Origin of the sequence: Curtobacterium sp. MCPF17_018, from assembly GCF_003234135.1 — a bacterium.
Lineage (GTDB): Bacteria > Actinomycetota > Actinomycetes > Actinomycetales > Microbacteriaceae > Curtobacterium > Curtobacterium flaccumfaciens.
This window is the reverse complement of the sequence record NZ_QKSJ01000020.1, coordinates 18,046-33,575: the sequence shown is the minus strand read 5'-3', so window position 1 is coordinate 33,575 and position 15,530 is coordinate 18,046. Positions and strand designations below refer to the sequence as shown.

At 72.0% G+C, this 15,530-nt stretch carries 15 protein-coding genes; 11 read left to right on the top strand and 4 right to left on the bottom strand.

Annotated elements, in window-relative coordinates; genetic code table 11:
• The first annotated feature begins 170 nt into the window (after positions 1-170).
• From DEJ27_RS16670 to DEJ27_RS16650, 5 genes are read left to right on the top strand one after another with little or no spacing between them, the layout of a single operon-like run.
• Positions 171-686 (top strand): N-acetyltransferase, encoded by a 516-nt coding sequence (locus tag DEJ27_RS16670; RefSeq protein WP_110862829.1) that lies wholly within the window; start codon positions 171-173, stop codon positions 684-686.
• Positions 683-1,354 (top strand): HAD-IA family hydrolase, encoded by a 672-nt coding sequence (locus DEJ27_RS16665; RefSeq protein WP_111091482.1) that lies wholly within the window; start codon positions 683-685, stop codon positions 1,352-1,354. Before DEJ27_RS16670 ends, DEJ27_RS16665 begins: the two co-directional genes overlap by 4 nt.
• The gene (locus DEJ27_RS16660; RefSeq protein WP_111091481.1) at positions 1,351-2,001 is read left to right on the top strand and encodes an HAD family phosphatase; all 651 of its coding nucleotides are present in this window, start codon (positions 1,351-1,353) and stop codon (positions 1,999-2,001) included. The genes DEJ27_RS16665 and DEJ27_RS16660 overlap by 4 nt, the downstream gene beginning before the upstream one ends.
• 19 nt (positions 2,002-2,020) lie before the next feature.
• Positions 2,021-3,769: an AMP-binding protein gene (locus DEJ27_RS16655; RefSeq protein ID WP_111091480.1), complete on the top strand. Its 1,749-nt coding sequence runs from the start codon at positions 2,021-2,023 to the stop codon at positions 3,767-3,769.
• 27 nt (positions 3,770-3,796) lie between these two features.
• Positions 3,797-4,654 carry a hypothetical protein gene (locus DEJ27_RS16650; RefSeq protein ID WP_111091479.1) on the top strand — a complete coding sequence of 286 codons (858 nt, stop codon included), beginning with the start codon at positions 3,797-3,799 and terminating at the stop codon, positions 4,652-4,654.
• Here the strand turns inward: DEJ27_RS16650 and DEJ27_RS16645 are convergent, their stop codons facing one another.
• Positions 4,655-5,818, bottom strand: coding sequence for an MFS transporter (locus DEJ27_RS16645; RefSeq protein ID WP_258370034.1), 1,164 nt, complete (start codon positions 5,816-5,818; stop codon positions 4,655-4,657). It abuts the gene before it with no gap.
• Positions 5,819-5,880: 62 nt separating this feature from the next.
• Entirely contained in the window at positions 5,881-6,429 is a 549-nt protein-coding gene (locus DEJ27_RS16640) for a helix-turn-helix domain-containing protein (protein WP_110862834.1), read from the bottom strand.
• Between the two features lie 269 nt (positions 6,430-6,698).
• On the opposite strand from DEJ27_RS16640, the gene DEJ27_RS16635 reads away from it, so the two are divergent.
• The 3 genes from DEJ27_RS16635 to DEJ27_RS16625 all read left to right on the top strand — a co-directional run bounded on the left by DEJ27_RS16635 (position 6,699) and on the right by DEJ27_RS16625 (position 9,080).
• Complete coding sequence (locus DEJ27_RS16635; protein ID WP_071406056.1) at positions 6,699-7,631, top strand: ABC transporter ATP-binding protein; 933 nt, start codon at positions 6,699-6,701, stop codon at positions 7,629-7,631.
• Positions 7,628-8,491: an ABC transporter permease gene (locus tag DEJ27_RS16630; RefSeq protein ID WP_110862835.1), complete on the top strand. Its 864-nt coding sequence runs from the start codon at positions 7,628-7,630 to the stop codon at positions 8,489-8,491. The genes DEJ27_RS16635 and DEJ27_RS16630 overlap by 4 nt, the downstream gene beginning before the upstream one ends.
• A 94-nt stretch (positions 8,492-8,585) precedes the next feature.
• Positions 8,586-9,080, top strand: coding sequence for a hypothetical protein (locus DEJ27_RS16625; protein ID WP_110862836.1), 495 nt, complete (start codon positions 8,586-8,588; stop codon positions 9,078-9,080).
• A 12-nt stretch (positions 9,081-9,092) separates the two neighbouring features.
• On the opposite strand, the gene DEJ27_RS16620 is transcribed toward DEJ27_RS16625, so the two are convergent.
• The gene (locus DEJ27_RS16620; RefSeq protein WP_110862837.1) at positions 9,093-9,698 is read right to left on the bottom strand and encodes a dihydrofolate reductase family protein; all 606 of its coding nucleotides are present in this window, start codon (positions 9,696-9,698) and stop codon (positions 9,093-9,095) included.
• A gap of 104 nt (positions 9,699-9,802) precedes the next feature.
• Between DEJ27_RS16620 and DEJ27_RS16615 the strand changes: the two genes are divergently transcribed.
• Together DEJ27_RS16615 and DEJ27_RS16610 are read left to right on the top strand one after the other, a co-directional pair.
• Positions 9,803-11,746: a family 43 glycosylhydrolase gene (locus DEJ27_RS16615; RefSeq protein WP_110862838.1), complete on the top strand. Its 1,944-nt coding sequence runs from the start codon at positions 9,803-9,805 to the stop codon at positions 11,744-11,746.
• Between the two features lie 192 nt (positions 11,747-11,938).
• A complete protein-coding gene (locus DEJ27_RS16610) occupies positions 11,939-13,351 on the top strand; it encodes a GAF domain-containing serine/threonine-protein kinase (protein ID WP_111091478.1) in 1,413 nt (470 codons plus the stop codon).
• A 363-nt stretch (positions 13,352-13,714) separates the two neighbouring features.
• On the opposite strand, the gene DEJ27_RS16605 is transcribed toward DEJ27_RS16610, so the two are convergent.
• Positions 13,715-14,512, bottom strand: coding sequence for an SDR family NAD(P)-dependent oxidoreductase (locus DEJ27_RS16605; RefSeq protein ID WP_111091477.1), 798 nt, complete (start codon positions 14,510-14,512; stop codon positions 13,715-13,717).
• A gap of 110 nt (positions 14,513-14,622) precedes the next feature.
• Here DEJ27_RS16605 and DEJ27_RS16600 point away from each other — a divergent pair, with 110 nt between their 5' ends.
• Positions 14,623-15,528 carry an AraC family transcriptional regulator gene (locus DEJ27_RS16600; protein WP_110862840.1) on the top strand — a complete coding sequence of 302 codons (906 nt, stop codon included), beginning with the start codon at positions 14,623-14,625 and terminating at the stop codon, positions 15,526-15,528.
• The last annotated feature ends 2 nt before the right edge of the window (positions 15,529-15,530 follow it).

The window sequence follows — 15,530 nt, the reverse complement described above, 5'->3', positions numbered from 1 at the left end:
TCGGCGCGGCTGCTGTGTGCGCGCCGAACACACCCTCGGTGGGGTGGAGAACCAGCGATGTGCGGCTGGTGAGCGCTCCGGGTGTTTCCCGGTCGTTGCAGGTGATTCGGCGTCGTCCGCCAGTCGGATTGGGACGAGTTCTCCGGGCCTGCCACCCCTAGGCTCGGGTCATGCGGGGAACGACGATCCGACCGACGACCGAGGACGACTGGGAGTCCGTCCGGGCACTGCGGCTGGAGATGCTCCGGGACACCCCGAAGGCGTACGGGGAGCGGCTCGCCGACGCGGAGCGGATGCAGGAGCGTGACTGGCGTCGACGCGGCCGCCGTGAGCACGACGTCGGCGGGACGACCCTCGCCGCGATCGGCGCCGACGGCCGGTGGCTCGGGACGATGGGGGTGTTCGTACCCGGCCCCCGGGTCGGGCCGCTCCTGGTCGGCGTCTACGTCGCACCGTCGCACCGAGGGCGTGCCGCCGGTGTCGCCGATGGATTGCTCGACGAGATCGAGGCCTGGGCGGCAGCGCACGGATCGGCTCTGCGGCTGCACGTGCACCAGGCGAACACCCGTGCGCAGGCCTTCTACGCCCGGCGTGGCTACGAGCCCACGGGTGCGACCGAGGCGTACGTGCTCGATCCGAGCGAACTCGAGGTCGAGATGATCCGGCAGCTACGGGGATCGCTGTGAGCGGCGGGACGGACGGAGCTGCCGGGGCTGCCGGGCCCGTCGTGCGGTGGCTGCTGCTCGATGTCGGTGGCGTGCTCGAACTCGTCGACGACGCCGCCTGGCCCGGACGCTTCCGGGCGCGGTGGGCCGAGCGTCTCGGGATGACGACGGACGACTTCTCCGCTCGCCTCGTCGCGGCCGACCTGCCCGATGCCTCCCGTCAGACCGGCGTCGTCGACCGGTACTGGGGCGCGATCGGCTCGGCGCTCGGGTTGTCGGCCGACCAGCTCGCCGTCATGCGGGCCGACTTCTGGGACGCGTACTGCGGAACCCTGAACCAGCCGTTGTACGACTTCCTCGCCGGACTCCGGGGCACGATCGGCCTCGCGATCCTGTCGAACTCGGGCGACGGCGCCCGAGAGGAAGAAGAGCGGCGCTTCCGGTTCTCGGCGGTGTTCGACCCGATCTGCTACTCCCACGAGATCGGTGTGAACAAGCCCGATGCCGAGGCGTTCCGGATCACCCTCGAGCGCCTCGGGGCGGATCCGGACGAGGTGTTCTTCGTGGACGACGTGCCCGAGAACATCGAGGCCGCACGTGCGCTCGGCATCGAGGCGCACCTGCACGTCGACACCGACGAGACGATCCGGGTGCTCGATGCGGTCGTGCGGGGGAGCGGTCGGCAGTGACCGTCGGCATCGTGTTCTTCGACGTCGACGGAACCTTCGTCGGCCCCGGCTCCAGCAGCAGCTTCCTGGCCGCCCGGTTCGGGCACCAGGACGCGCTCGACGACGCCGAACTCCGCTACGCCGACGGCGATCTCACCAACCAGCAGGTCAGTGAGGTCGACGCACTCGGTTGGTGCGGCACGACCACGGCGACGATCGACCGGTGGCTCGACGACCTCCCGGTGCTACCCGGAACCGAGACCGTCGTCGCGTGGTGCCGTGCCCACGACGTCGAACCCGTGCTCGCGTCGCTCGCGTGGCAGCCCGTGACCCGTTCCCTCGCGCGGCGGTTCGGGTTCGTCCCGAACGGCGGGCCACGTGTGGGGGAGCACGGTGGCGCCCACGACGGCACCGTCGCCGAGCACTTCGACGAGTTCGACAAGCGGGACCGGGCGCTCGCGCTCGCTCGCGACCTCGGTGTGCCGCTCGGACACTGCTGCGCCATCGGCGACAGCCGCTCGGACATCCCGCTCTTCCAGGCGCTCCCCAGTGCGTTGGCGCTCAACGCGGGTCCGGCGGCACGTGCGGCCGCGAGTGACGCGATAGACGCGGACGACCTCTCGCGCATCATTCCCTGGCTCGACCGCTGGCTCCGGGAACTCGCCTGATCGATCGGCTCCGAGCGGGATGCGGCATGATCGGTCCGTGCCTGATGTGAACCCGACCGCCGCGTACCGTGCCGCCCGCGACCAGCTCCTCGCCGCGGATTCTCCCGAAGCGGCACGCGCCGGGTTCCGCTGGCCGGACGTCGGCGACACGTTCAACTGGGCGACCGACTGGTTCGACCTCATCGCGACCGACAACAGCCGCACCGCGCTCTGGATCGTCGAGGAGGACGGTCGTGAGCAGCGGCTCAGCTACGGGGAGATGGCCGCACGGTCTGATCGGCTCGCCGCGCGCCTGCACGGATTCGGCGTGCAGCAGGGCGACCACGTCCTCGTCATGCTCGGCAACCAGCTCGAGCTCTGGGAGACGATGCTCGCCGTGATCAAGCTCGGTGCGGTCATCCTGCCGACGTCGACGATGCTCGACACCGCCGACCTGCAGGACCGCGTCGACCGGGGCTCGGTGGCGCACGTCGTCACGAACCGGGGCGAGACGCACAAGTACGACGACGTCCGCGGGTCCTTCACGCGGATCGTCATCGGCGGTCCCGCTGACGGGTGGACGGAGTACCCGAGCGACCTGGGCGACCCCGCTCCCACCGACGAGGTCCGTCCCGACGTCGTCACCCGCACGACCGACCCGTGCCTGGTCTACTTCACGTCCGGCACGACGTCGAAGCCGAAGATGGTCGTGCACACCCAGACGTCGTACCCGGTCGGGCACCTCAGCACGATGTACTGGCTCGGCGTCCGGCCCGGTGACGTGCACCTGACGATCAGCTCGCCCGGATGGGGCAAGCACGCCTGGAGCTGCTTCTTCGCGCCGTGGATCGCCGAGGCCACCGTGTTCATCCACAACACGGCGCGCTTCGACCCCGCTGCACTCCTCGCGCAGCTCGAGCGGGCCGAGGTCAACACGTTCTGCGCGCCGCCGACCGCGTGGCGGATGATGCTGCAGTCCGACCTCGGTGCGAGGCCACGGGCGCTCCGCGAGCTCATCTCGGCCGGCGAGCCGCTCAACCCCGAGGTCATCGACCGTGTCGCCACGGCGTGGGGGCTGACCATCCGCGACGGCTACGGGCAGACCGAGACCACCGCGATCATCGGCAACGCCCCGGGTGCCGCCGTGACGCCCGGCGCGATGGGCGAGCCGCTCCCCGGCGTGACCGTGACGCTGCTCGACCCCGTGTCCGGTGAACCGGGCGACGAGGGCGAGGTCTGCCTCGACCTCACCGAGCGGCCCGTCAACCTGATGGCCGAGTACCTCGGCGACCCCGACCGCACGGCCTCGTCGATGCGCGACGGCTTCTTCCACACCGGCGACATCGCCGTCCGCGATGCCGACGGCGAGCTGACCTTCATCGGCCGCACCGACGACGTGTTCAAGTCCTCCGACTACAAGGTGTCGCCGTTCGAGGTGGAGAGTGCGCTGCTGGAGCACCCGGCCGTGGCCGAGAGCGCGGTCGTCCCGGCCCCCGACGACGCCCGTCTCAACGTCGTCAAGGCGTACGTCACGTTGGCCACCGGATGGGAGGCGTCGGCCGACACCGCCAGGCAGGTCCTGGAGTACGCGCGCACGGCGCTCCCCGCCTACGCGCGCGTCCGCCGGGTCGAGTTCGCCGCGCTCCCGAAGACCATCTCGGGCAAGATCCGCCGCGTGGAGCTGCGGGAGCGCGAGGAGCAGTCGGTGAGCAACGGCACGCGCGCCGAGGGGGAGTGGCGGGACGACGAGTTCCCCGGCCTCCGCGTTCCCCGCCCGCAGGCGAGCTGACCCGCACGGGCACCCTAGGCTCGGCCTGTGGAACTGATCAAGGACGTCTCCCGCGGCGACTGGTTGCTGGCCCGGGCCGGCGCGTTCGCCACCTTCGGCGGCGTCGCGGGCACCGGCTTCGAAGCGTACGTCCGGATCCTGCACCCGCTCCGAGCGGATCGCGAAGACCGCACGACCGTGGACGAGTACGACGAGCACCCGGTCCTCGAGTCGGCCGAGTGGCGCTGGGCCGACGTCGCCGAGCGCACCCGTCGGACGATCGACCCCCTCGTGTCGTGGCAGACGCTCAGCGGTCGGGACGACGAGTCGGACCTGTCCTTCGAGGACGGCTGGATCGTCCATCCGCCCGAAACGGGCTGGTACGAGCCGACGCAACTCGCCGCGCTCACCGGGCTCCTCGCCGAGGCGACGTCGACCCCGGACGACCTGGTCGGGGCGATCTGGGACGGGTGGGGCGACCTGAACGGGAGCTCGATGATGGGCTTCGGGTGGCAGGGCGAGGGCGAACCGACGGCAGCCGAGCGCGCCGAGATGCAGGAGCACATGGCCCGGATGCAGGCGCAGCACCGGCGGGAGCAGGCTGCGCTCCGGGAGTCGCTTGCGAGTCCGCGCTTCCTGTGGCCGGCCCGCGAGTGCTTCCTGCTCTCCATGTCCCTGCCGCAGCTCAGCGACCCGTCCTGGACGGACGACGCCCGCGTCGGCATGTACGTCGACTTCGGGCACACCCCGCAGATGCTCTGGCCCGAGGGGCGCGAGTGGGTGCTCGCCACCGAGATCGACTGGGACTCGACGATCGTCGCCGGGTCACGGTCGCTCGTCGACGCGGTCCTCGCCGACGCCCGGTTCGAGGCGTACGAGGTCACCGCGGACGCCTCCCCGGGCTGATCAGACCGGCAGGGTCACCTCGGTGCTCACACGCCGGACACTCTGCGTGGACGCGGCGACCACGGTGGCGACGACGATGACGACGGCACAACCGATCAGGGTCGTGGGCGTCCCGACCGCGTGCGCCAGCGGTCCCACCAGGGCCTCGCCGAGCGGGACGGCGACGAACGACCCGACCATGTCGTACGAGTAGACCCGCGACAGCACGGCCCGGGGGACGTTCGACTGCAGCGCGTGGTCCCAGGCGATCGCGAACAGTTCGATGGCCACCCCGCCCAGGGCGAACGCGACGAGCAGGGTCGGCAGGGCCGGTGCGACAGCGAGCGCCAGGACGGGGAGGGCGGTCACGGCCATCAGGGCGACGCCGATGCCGAGGGCGTGCCGTGGCCGCCACCGCAGCGCGATCAGCGCTCCGAGCGCCAGACCGACGGTCTGCGCCGCGACGACGAGCCCCCAACCCGCCCTGCCGAACGAAGTGTCCGCGACCACCGGACCCAGCACGGTCGTCGCGCCGACGAAGGCGGCATTGAGCACCGCGAACTGGGCGACCACGGTCCAGACCCAGCGTCGTCCCGAGAACTCGACCCATCCCTCCCGGATGTCCGCGATCACCGACGGACGGTCGGCCGGTGCGACGGACGGGCGACGCGGCAGTCGGATCCGTGCGTACAGGGCTGCAGCGACGGCGAAGCCGGCGGCGTCCACCGCCAAACCCCACCCGGCGCCGACGAGCGCCACCATGCCGGCGCCGGCGGAGGCCCCGACGATGGTGCCGGCGTTGATGCTCAACCGGATCACGGCGTTCGCGGGGCGGAGCAGCGCCTCGGGCACGGTCTCGGGGACCATGGCAGCGGTCGTCGGCAGGCTGACCGCGGCGACCGCACCGTTCAGGATGCTCAGGACGACGAGGAGCGGGACGGTGGCGGTGCCCGTCAGGACCAGCACGGCGACAGCGCCCTGCGTCAGAGCAGCACCGAGCGACGTGACGACGAGCACGACGTCACGGGGGAGACGGTCGGCGATGACCCCGCCGAACAGCAGGACGGCGACGTTCGCGACCGAGCGTGCTGCCACGACGAGGCCGAGGTCGACGGGCGAGCCGCTGAGGTCGAGGACGGCGAACGCCAGCGCGATCGGGGCGACGGCGTTGCCGAGGATGCTCACCGTGCGGGCGGCGAGCAGCTAACGGAACGGTGCGTGGCCGAGGACGCCCGTGGTCGGCGTGTTCACGGCCGCCGCATCGGGAACATCGAGACGGTCATCGACACCGGAACGGTGCCCGGAGTGCGGGGGCGCTGCGCCGCTGCGTGGAGCAGGGCGGATGCCTGGCCGACGTGGTGCACCACCCGGCGCCACGTCTCGGGGCCGACCCACAGTTCGGCGTCGGTGGAAACGCCGGGCCCCGTGGTCCGCTGTCGCACCCGTCGACGGAGTTCCTCGACCTGGGCCTCGACGTACACGAGCTGGTCCTCGACCGAGACGTCGTCCGCGCCACCGTCGTCGCCACCATCGCCGGATCGGCCGTCGGGGTCGAACGGTCGTGCCGACGACTCGTGCCGGTACCGCTTCGCCTCACCGCCCCGGAGTCGGAGGACTTCGACGACGGCGACCAGTCCGGCCCGTTCGAGCACGCGCAGGTGGTAACTCGCGGTGGCCTGTGAGAGACCGAGCTCCCGTGCGGCCTCGGCGGCGCTCATCGCGGTGCTCGTCACCAGCGACAGCAGGCGGAGCCGGATCGGGTGGGCGGTCGCCCGGAGGGACTGGAGGCTGGACATGCGGCAATGCTCTCCTGACCGGGAGGTACCGTCAAACGGGCCTTTGGGGGTTGTCCGGACCGATCTGCGCGCCGACCTTTCGCGTCCAGCGACAGTTCACGGCCCGCCGCGCGCGTGAACTGTCGCCTAGCGCGAAAGCCCGCGCGCGACGCGCGAAAACCAGCGCGACCCGCCCGCGTCCGCGTCAGCCCCGCGTCACCCTGTGGGAGCACGCATCTCCCCCCAACGGCGGACGCGGCGCCGACGGCCCCTCCCGTAGCGTCGAGGCCGTGATCGAAGTCAGCCATCTCACCAAACAGTACGGTCCGAAGACCGCCGTGGACGACGTCTCCTTCGTGGTGCGTCCCGGCAGTGTGACCGGCTTCCTCGGGCCCAACGGCGCCGGGAAGTCCACCACGATGCGCATGATCATGGGGCTCGACCGGCCCACGTCGGGCAGCGCCACCGTGAACGGCCAGCCCTACACGAGCTTCCGCGACCCGCTCCGGCAGGTCGGCGCCCTGCTCGAGGCGAAGGCCGTCCACTCGGGGCGCAGCGCCTACAACCACCTGCTCTCCCTCGCGGCGACCCACGGCATCCCGAAGTCCCGCGTGCACGAGGTCATCGACATGACCGGCCTCGACTCCGTCGCGAAGAAGCGGGTCGGCGGGTTCTCGCTCGGCATGGGGCAGCGCCTGGGAATCGCTGCCGCACTGCTCGGTGACCCGAAGACCCTGATCCTCGACGAGCCCGTGAACGGCCTCGACCCCGACGGCGTCGTGTGGGTACGACAGCTCGCCCGCCGGATGGCCGCCGACGGCCGCACGGTGTTCCTCTCCAGCCACCTGATGAGCGAGATGGCACAGACCGCCGACCGCGTGGTCGTGCTCGGCCGGGGCAAGGTCCTCGCCGACGCCCCGATCGCCGAGTTCGTCGCCGGTGGTGGCGCCGCTGCCGGCACCGATGCCGCGGTCAGCCGCGTCATCGTCCGCACCCCGGACCCGAACGGCTTGTTCAACGCGATCGGCCCGAACGCCGCGGTCACCCAGCGCGAGGACGGCTCGTTCCTCGTCGTCGGCCCCGACGCGCCGACGGTCGGCAACATCGCCGCGCAGGCCGGCGTCCCCCTGCACGAACTCACCCCGACCGGCGCGAGCCTGGAAGAGGCCTACATGGCCCTCACCCGCGACGACGTCGAGTACCGATCGGAGGGCACCCGATGAGCGCCACCACCTCGCCCACCACGCCGTCGACCCGGATGCACGGCTCCACCAAACTGTCCTTCCCGCACCTGGTGCGGAGCGAGTGGATCAAGCTCCGCAGCATCCGGTCCACGTTCTGGTGCTACGCGATCCTGGTCGTCGTCACCATCGGCATGGCTGCGCTCGTCGGAGCGAACACGAACAGCGGCGGCCAGGACCTGCCGACGGACATCGCCAACGGCACCGTCGTGAACGCCAACACCGTCGGCGTCCTGCTCTCGTCGCTCGTCGTCGGTGTGCTCGGCGTCCTCATCATCACCGGTGAGTACGGCACGGGCCAGGTCCGCTCGACCTTCACGGCCGACCCGCGTCGCACCGGCGTGATCCTGGCGAAGGCCACCGTCCTCGCCGTCACGACGTTCGTGGTCAGCGCCGTCGCCACCTGGATCGGCGTCCTCATCTCGCTCCCGCTGCTGGCGGGCAACGGTGTCGAGCCGGAGATCGGTGACCCGTCGGTGTTCCTGCCGATCCTCGGCTCGTCGGTCTTCCTGACCCTGCTGGCACTGCTCGCCTACGGCATCGGCCTGCTCGTCCGGTCGAGCGCCGGTGGCATCGCGATCACGCTCGGCATCCTGCTGGTCCTGCCGGTGGTGCTGAACCTGATGGCCGGGCTGATGAACGTCGAGTGGCCGACGAACATCGCGGCGTTCCTGCCGGACATGGCCGGTGGCCAGCTCTACGCCTACTCGTACGACGGCGCGAGCCCCGCCGACGACGGCGGAGTCGTGCTGAACGGCTGGGGTGGCTTCGGCGTCCTCGCCGCCGAGGTCCTGGTCATCGGTGGCCTCGCCCTGACGCTCGCGCGCCGTCGCGACGTCTGACGCGACCACCCCACGGCCGGGAGGCGCGGTGCCAGCCGGCGCCGCGCCTCCCGTCGTTCGCGGTGCGGGTCCACAGCGTCAGTAGGCTCACAGCGTGCGTTCCGTTCCCGCCCTGCTCCTGCCCGCGATCGCGGGCGTGTTCCTGCTGGCCGGCTGCGCCGGGCCGCCGCCCGTCGACGAGGCTGCGCTGCACGCCTGGGAGAAGCGGCAGATGGCCACCGACTCGGACTCGGACCGGGACCTCGGTGCGATGTACGCCCCGGAATCCGCCGGGCAGAGCGCGACGGGGAATGACGACGAGATCGACCGTGGCATCACGATCACGTTCGCGCACCCGGAAACGGTCGACCACCTCGAGTTCTCGTGCTTCGGTGACGGGCACATGAGCGGTTCCGTCATGGTCGTCTCCGGGAGCACGTCGCGGAACCACATCACCGAGTCGATGCCCTGCGGCGACGGAGAGCAACGCATCGACCTGCGGCGAACCTGGCGTGCCGACGTCGACAGCATCTCCTTCAACGGGTTCGACAGCGACCGGGACAGCGCCTGGAACGTCCGCGTGATCGGCGCAGAGCCCGCCGAGGACTGACCGAGCGAGCGCTCAGGACCGCCGGACGTCGTACCGGTGCAGGGTGACGCCGTTGTCGTACCGCTGCTGCTCGAGCAGGTCGAGCTGCACGAGCGGCCGGTGCCCCGAGAGCGGCGGATCGAACAGCGGCCGGCCGGCACCGAGCACCGACGGGTGCGTGAAGAGCATGACCTCGTCGAGCAGCCCGGCATCGAGCAGTTGACTCGCGATGCTCGGCCCACCCACACCGATGTCGCCTTCGCCGGCGGCGCGGATCGCGGCCAGCTCGGCGATCGCGTCGCCGTCGCCACCGATGACCCGGGTGTCGTGGTCGGCGGTGGTCCGGGTGCGGGACACCAGGACCTTCGGCTGCGCGGTCCAGATCTCGCCGTACTCGCGCAGGTACTGCGGCATCGACTCGTCGTGCCGGGCGTCGGGCCAGAACGGGTCCATCATGTCGCGCACGACCCGTCCCTCGACGGACAGGGTCATGGCCGCCGCCCGGGCGTTGAACTCGCGGTGCAGCGGCTCGTCGATCCGCATCCAGTCGGGTCCTTCCAGGCCGTCGTGCTCGCCGGGTGCGCGTTCGACGAAACCGTCGACCGAGGCGTTGATCCAGTAGACGAACCTCGCGGGCATGGCATGACTCCTTCGTCGAGCCGAGCGTACGCTCGCGGACGTCGCCCGTCGACACCCGCAGTCCCTCCAGCAGTACCTCCCTCAACGACGAGAGCAGGTCAGGCATGCGCCGATCGTCCACCGCACTCCTCGCCGTCGTGACGTTCCTCGGCGTCGCGACCACGGGCCTCCAGGCCGGACCAGCGGATGCGTCCGCGGTGCCGGGCGGAACCACCCGGGCGACCACCACCACGACCGTGGCGTCGAGTGCCGCCAGCCGGCAGGGCCGTGCTGCGCCCAGCCACCAGAACCCGGTCGCGCTCAGCCTGCCCGACGGGCAGACGGCGGCGAGCTGCGCGGACCCGACCGTGATCCACGGAGCCGGACGCGACCGCAACTGGTACCTGTACTGCACCACCGACGCGCTCACCGCGACGGAGCAGAACCCGGACGGGTCCCTCGTGCAGCACGCGGTGCCCACCTACCGGTCGACCGACCTGACCCACTGGACGTACGTGAACGACGCGTTCCCGACGAAGCCCGACTGGGTGGGCGACGCGAACGGGATCTGGGCGCCGGACGTCGTGTACCGCGCCGGCGACCGTGGCCGGGCGGGCACCTGGTACCTGTACTACGCGGCTTCGGACACCCCGTCGGCGACGGGGCCGACCGGCGGCGGCTCCGCGGTCGGGGTGGCGACGAGCTCGAGCCCGACGGGTCCGTGGAAGGACTCCGGCGGCCCCGTCGTGGCACCGCAGACCGCACCGAACGGGGACGGAGCGCGGTGGGCGTTCGACCCCGAGGTCATCACGGACGGCGGCACGACCTACCTGTACTTCGGCAGCTACTTCGGCGGCGTGAACGTCCGGCGGCTCAGCGCGGACGGCCTGCGCTCCGACCCGTCGACCGAGCGGCAGATCGCCATCGACAACCGCTACGAAGGCGCGTACCTGATGCGGCACGGCGGCTGGTGGTACTTCATGGGCTCCGCCACGAACTGCTGCAACGGCGCCCTGACCGGCTACGGCGTCTTCGTCGCCCGGTCACGCAGCCCGCTCGGACCGTTCACGGACCGCGACGGTGTGGCGATCACGAGCACCCGGGTCGGTGGCACGCCCCTGCTCGCGCAGAACGGCAACCGGTGGGTCGGGACCGGCCACAACACCGTGGTCACCGACTTCGCCGGCCAGGACTGGATCATCTACCACGCGGCCGACCGCAACGACCCGTACTACGCGGGGCAGCCGACCTACACGAAGCGGCCGGCGCTGATCGACCCGCTCGACTGGCAGGGCGGCTGGCCGGTCGTCCGCGGTGGTGCCGGCCCGTCCGACACGGTGCAGCCGGGGCCGGTGGCGCAGCCGGGCCAACGACCGACGTACCGGGCGTCCACCGCCCCGGTCGACGTGCCGGGTCGGACGATCCGCGCGCTGTCGACCTCGTTCGACGGTGCCGCGCAGCCGGGAGCGGAGCCCGGAGCGCTGCCTGCCCGGCTCGCCTGGACGCGTGAGCCGGCCCCGTCCACGTGGACCGTCGCCGACGGCACGTTCCGCTGGCAGACGCAGGACGCCGACATCCACCCGCCTGCGACGCCGCTCGCATCGGTGCTGTCCGAACCGGCGCCCCGTGGGGACTACGTGCTCCAGACCACGGTCGGTGTGGACACCCCGACGACCGGCGACGGCCTGAACTACGTGCAGGGCGGCCTGATCGTCTGGGGCGACGACGGCAACTACGTCCGGCTCACCTCGAACTCGATCTTCAACACGCGCCAGACCGAGTTCGGCAAGCAGGTGTCCGGGCAACCGGCCGGAGCGCCGAGCTACGGGAACATGGTCGTCGGTCCGGTCGGGGACACCACCACGCTCCGGATCGTCCACCGCGAGGTCCGGGGTGAGGACCGGTACACGGCGTACACCAGTCTGGACGGGCGGCACTTCGTCCGAGGCGGGACCTGGACGGCGGACCTCGGCGATACGCCCCGCGTCGGGCTCATCTCACTCGGAGGCTCCGGCTTCACCAGCACCTTCGAGGACCTCCGCGTGAGCACGGTCGCGACGCGTCGCTGAGGGCGCGGGTGGCGGCGCTGAAGACACCGGTGTTCGCAGGTCGAACCGCGGTCCGCGCGTGTTCGACCCGCGAACACCGGTGTCTTGCACGCCGCACGGCGCGCGTTCAGCCGGAGAACGTCGCCGGTGAACGAGATACCCGTCGGGATGCGAAGATGCATCGTTGGTGCCGGAGCCGAGAACGAGGGTTGGATGATCCCGACGGAGGAACACGACGCGAGCGCGCCGCTGCTCGACGGTCGGTACCGCTTGGAGCAGGCGATCGGCCAGGGCGGCATGTCCGTCGTCTACCGGGGTGTGGACGAGAGCCTGCACCGCCCGGTCGCGATCAAGCTCTTCCACGCGGGCATCGTCGACATCGCCCGGCAAGAGGCCGAACTCGGCGTGCTGGCGTCGCTCGAGCACCACAACCTCGTCAGCCTGCTCGACGCCGGTGTCGTCACCGGGCAGGACGGCACGCAGCAGCGCTACATCGTGATGTCGCTCGTCGTGGGGCAGGACCTCGAGGAGCGTCTCGCCGTCGGCCCGCTCGCCTCCCGGCACATCGCCGAGATCGGCTACGACATGGCCGAGGCCCTCGACTACATCCACGCTCACGGCGTCGTGCACCGCGACATCAAGCCGTCGAACATCCTGCTCGTCGACTACGGCAACGGTTCCGACCGCGCCCGCGCTCGCCTGACCGACTTCGGCATCGCGCTCGCCGCCGGCGTCGAACGCCTGACCGCCGACGGCGTGACCACCGGCACCGCCGCGTACCTCAGCCCGGAGCAGGCGCGCGGGGGCGAGGTGGGCCCGCCGAGCGACGTCTACTCGCTCGGCCTCGTGCTGCTGCAGTGCTTCACCCGCCGCCGCGAGTTCCCGGGCTCGCTCGTCGAGTCCGCCGTCGCCCGGCTCTCCCGCGATCCCGTGGTGCCCGAGCCCCTGCCCGAGCACTGGAAGCACCTGCTCAGTGCGATGACCGCGCAGGACCCCGCGGCCCGCCCCCTCGGCGCCGAGCTGGTCACGATGCTCCGCGACGTCGTGATCGCCGAGACCGCCACGGCCGACCACGTCGTCGAGCCGACGGACGAGACGGCCCCCGTGCCGACCCGCCCCGAGACCGACCGCCCGGCGACCCTCGACACCCTGCCCGACGAGTCGCTGCAGCGCACCACGGCGATGGCGGCCCGGCTCTTCGACGCCCCGATCGCCCTGGTCGAGGTGCTCGACGAGGACCGCGAGTGGTCCCAGTCGTACATCGCCGAGGGTGTCGACGAGGCGGCGCGGAGCATCAGCTTCCGCAACGGCTTCGCGCCGGTGCCCGTCCCCGTCGTGATCCCGGACGGCTCCGCGCACCCCGAGATGCGCAACAGCCCCCTGGTCACCGGCCCGCTCGGCATCCGCTTCTACGTCAGCGTCCCGCTCGTCAAGCACGACGGCGCGCCGATCGGGACCCTCGCCGTGCTCGACACCCGCCCGCGGCAGGCGACCGAGGACGACCTCGCCAACCTCCGCGACCTGGCGGCGCTCGCCGTCACGCAGCTCGAGATCCGCCAGGAGTCCCTCCGGACGACCAGCGACTCGCTGCCGGTCCCGCGGGTGGTCGGCGACCACACCGCCTGACGGGAGGCCCGGTGCCAGCCCGCACCGCGCCTCCCGTCCGTGCGGTGGTCGCGACCACCGCCGCGCGCAAGTCGTCCGCCGAGCGGTCACGACCGGTCGCCTGGCGCGCTCCCGCGCGACGGTCCGTGGCCGCTCGACCACCTGCCAGCGGTGTGTCGTGACCGCTCGCGGATCCGGTGCCCGACTGACCGACCCCTACCGAGCGGGCGGAATGCCGGGGTGCCTCCGCGTGCCGACCCGGGTGTTTCGCCCGTTCGTGGTGGTGGGGGTTTGCTCGCGTGGGCTGGCGGTGCCGAGCGGGCGGAATGCCGGGGTGCCTCCGCGTGCCGACCCGGGTGTTCCGCCCGCTCGTGCGGGGAGGGCTCAGCCGAGGCGGGTCGCGGCGACGCCGCCGTCCACGTCGATCGTGCCGCCGTGCACGAAGGTCGCCTCGTCGGAGGCCACCCAGCGCACGGCGAACGCGACGTCGACGGGGCGGACGGGTGCTCCGGCAGGGGTGCCCGCCGTCATCTGCGCGAGGACGTCGTGCGAGTCGGCGTTCCCCGGCGTCGCGGTGGCCCCGGGCGACACGGTCGACACCCGGACGCCGTGCGGTCCGAACTCGGCTGCCCAGGCACGGGTCAGCTGCTCGACGGCGGCCTTCGTCGCCGGGTAGAGCGCCGTGAACGGGACGCCGACGCGGGACATCCACGAGCCGATGTTCACGATGATGCCCGAGCCGCGCTCGACCATCGCAGGAGCCAGCGCTCCGACCAGCACGTGCGGCGCGCGGACGTTCGTGGCCCAGAGCGCCTCGGCGTCCTCGTCAGGGAGTAGTGCGGTCGGTCCGACCGGGTAGACGCCGGCGTTGTTGACGAGGACGTCGACCCGGCCGCCGAGGGCCTCGGTGGCGCGGGCGGCGAAGTCGCGGACGACATCGGGGCGGGCGCCCAGGTCACCGACGACGGCGACCGCGCTTCCACCAGCCGCGATGATGGTGTCCACGACGGCCTGGGTGCGGCCCGGGTCCCGGCCAGCGACGCCGACGTTGGCGCCCGAAGCGGCGAGGACACGGGCGACCGCTTCGCCGATGCCGCTCGAAGCGCCGGTCACCAGCGCGGTGCGGCCGGCCAGTCGGGCGTCCGTGGTCAGGGAGTCGAGGAGTGCTTCGTTGGTCTGCATGCTCCGATGCTCGGTCCGACGGACCCGGCGGTGATTGCCCAGGACTCCGGAGTGCTTGCCGGATCCTGCACGGGCACCCCTCGCGTCGGATGGCTCGACAGAATGGGCACATGGACGACGTCACCTCGGACCGGCTGGACCGTGCCCTGCAGAGCGTCCTCGCCCACCTCGACGACACGGAGCGCGCCGCACGGCTCGGACTGCGCCTGGCGAGGGTCGACCGTCCGACCGACCTCGGGTACCAGCGCTACGCGCCGTCGGTGTCGATGGTCCTCGCCGGACGGAAGCGCTCGATCGTCGGCGACGACGACCAGCTCTGGGGTCGCGACCGCTTCATCATCACGCCCGTCGACCTGCCGGTGATCGCCGGGGTGGTCGAGGTCGAACCGCCCGCGGGGTTCGTCGCGGTCGTCTGGCAGCTCGACCCAGCGGTGGTGGCCGAGGTCGCGAGGGCGATGTCCCGCCCCCACCAGGACGAGGCGCCGCCAGCCCGACTCGGCAGCTGGACCCCGGCCATGGCGGACGCGTTCGCCCGACTCGTCGGACTGCTCGATGCTCCAGAGGACATGGCCGTCCTCGCCCCGCTCGTCGCCCGCGAGGTCGTGCTCCGCCTGCTGCAGACGGACCAGGCACCGCGCATCCTGGCCGCGATCGGCAACCGGGACGGCGACGTCGTCGCAGCGGCCACCGCCCTGCTCACCGACCGGTTGGCGGACCCGTGGTCGGTGGCGGGCCTGGCCGCGGCGGTCCGGACGAGCGAGTCGACACTGTTCGCACGCTTCCGGCAGGTCACCGGCATGAGCCCTGTGCAGTACCTGCGGCGGCTGCGGCTCGGAGAGGCCCGGCGGCGGATGATCGTGCTCGGTGACACCGCCGCCCAGGCTGCGGCGGCGGTGGGGTACCGGAGCGCCTCGCACTTCTCGCGCGACTACCGCGCCCTGCACGGCCGGCCACCGGCTGCCGACGCCGGTCGGGCCCGTGAACTGCTCGCACGGGGTGAGGTCGCGATCGCCTGAGG

Excerpts from the sequence above, each read along its gene's own strand:
- DEJ27_RS16670 (WP_110862829.1), top strand. The coding sequence starts at position 171 with ATGCGGGGAACGACGATCCGACCGACGACCGAGGACGACTGGGAGTCC.
- DEJ27_RS16655 (WP_111091480.1), top strand. The coding sequence starts at position 2,021 with ATGCGGCATGATCGGTCCGTGCCTGATGTGAACCCGACCGCCGCGTAC.
- DEJ27_RS16640 (WP_110862834.1), bottom strand. The coding sequence starts at position 6,429 with ATGTCCAGCCTCCAGTCCCTCCGGGCGACCGCCCACCCGATCCGGCTC.
- DEJ27_RS16630 (WP_110862835.1), top strand. The coding sequence starts at position 7,628 with ATGAGCGCCACCACCTCGCCCACCACGCCGTCGACCCGGATGCACGGC.
- DEJ27_RS16620 (WP_110862837.1), bottom strand. The coding sequence starts at position 9,698 with ATGCCCGCGAGGTTCGTCTACTGGATCAACGCCTCGGTCGACGGTTTC.
- DEJ27_RS16615 (WP_110862838.1), top strand. The coding sequence starts at position 9,803 with ATGCGCCGATCGTCCACCGCACTCCTCGCCGTCGTGACGTTCCTCGGC.
- DEJ27_RS16610 (WP_111091478.1), top strand. The coding sequence starts at position 11,939 with ATGATCCCGACGGAGGAACACGACGCGAGCGCGCCGCTGCTCGACGGT.
- DEJ27_RS16605 (WP_111091477.1), bottom strand. The coding sequence starts at position 14,512 with ATGCAGACCAACGAAGCACTCCTCGACTCCCTGACCACGGACGCCCGA.
- DEJ27_RS16600 (WP_110862840.1), top strand. The coding sequence starts at position 14,623 with ATGGACGACGTCACCTCGGACCGGCTGGACCGTGCCCTGCAGAGCGTC.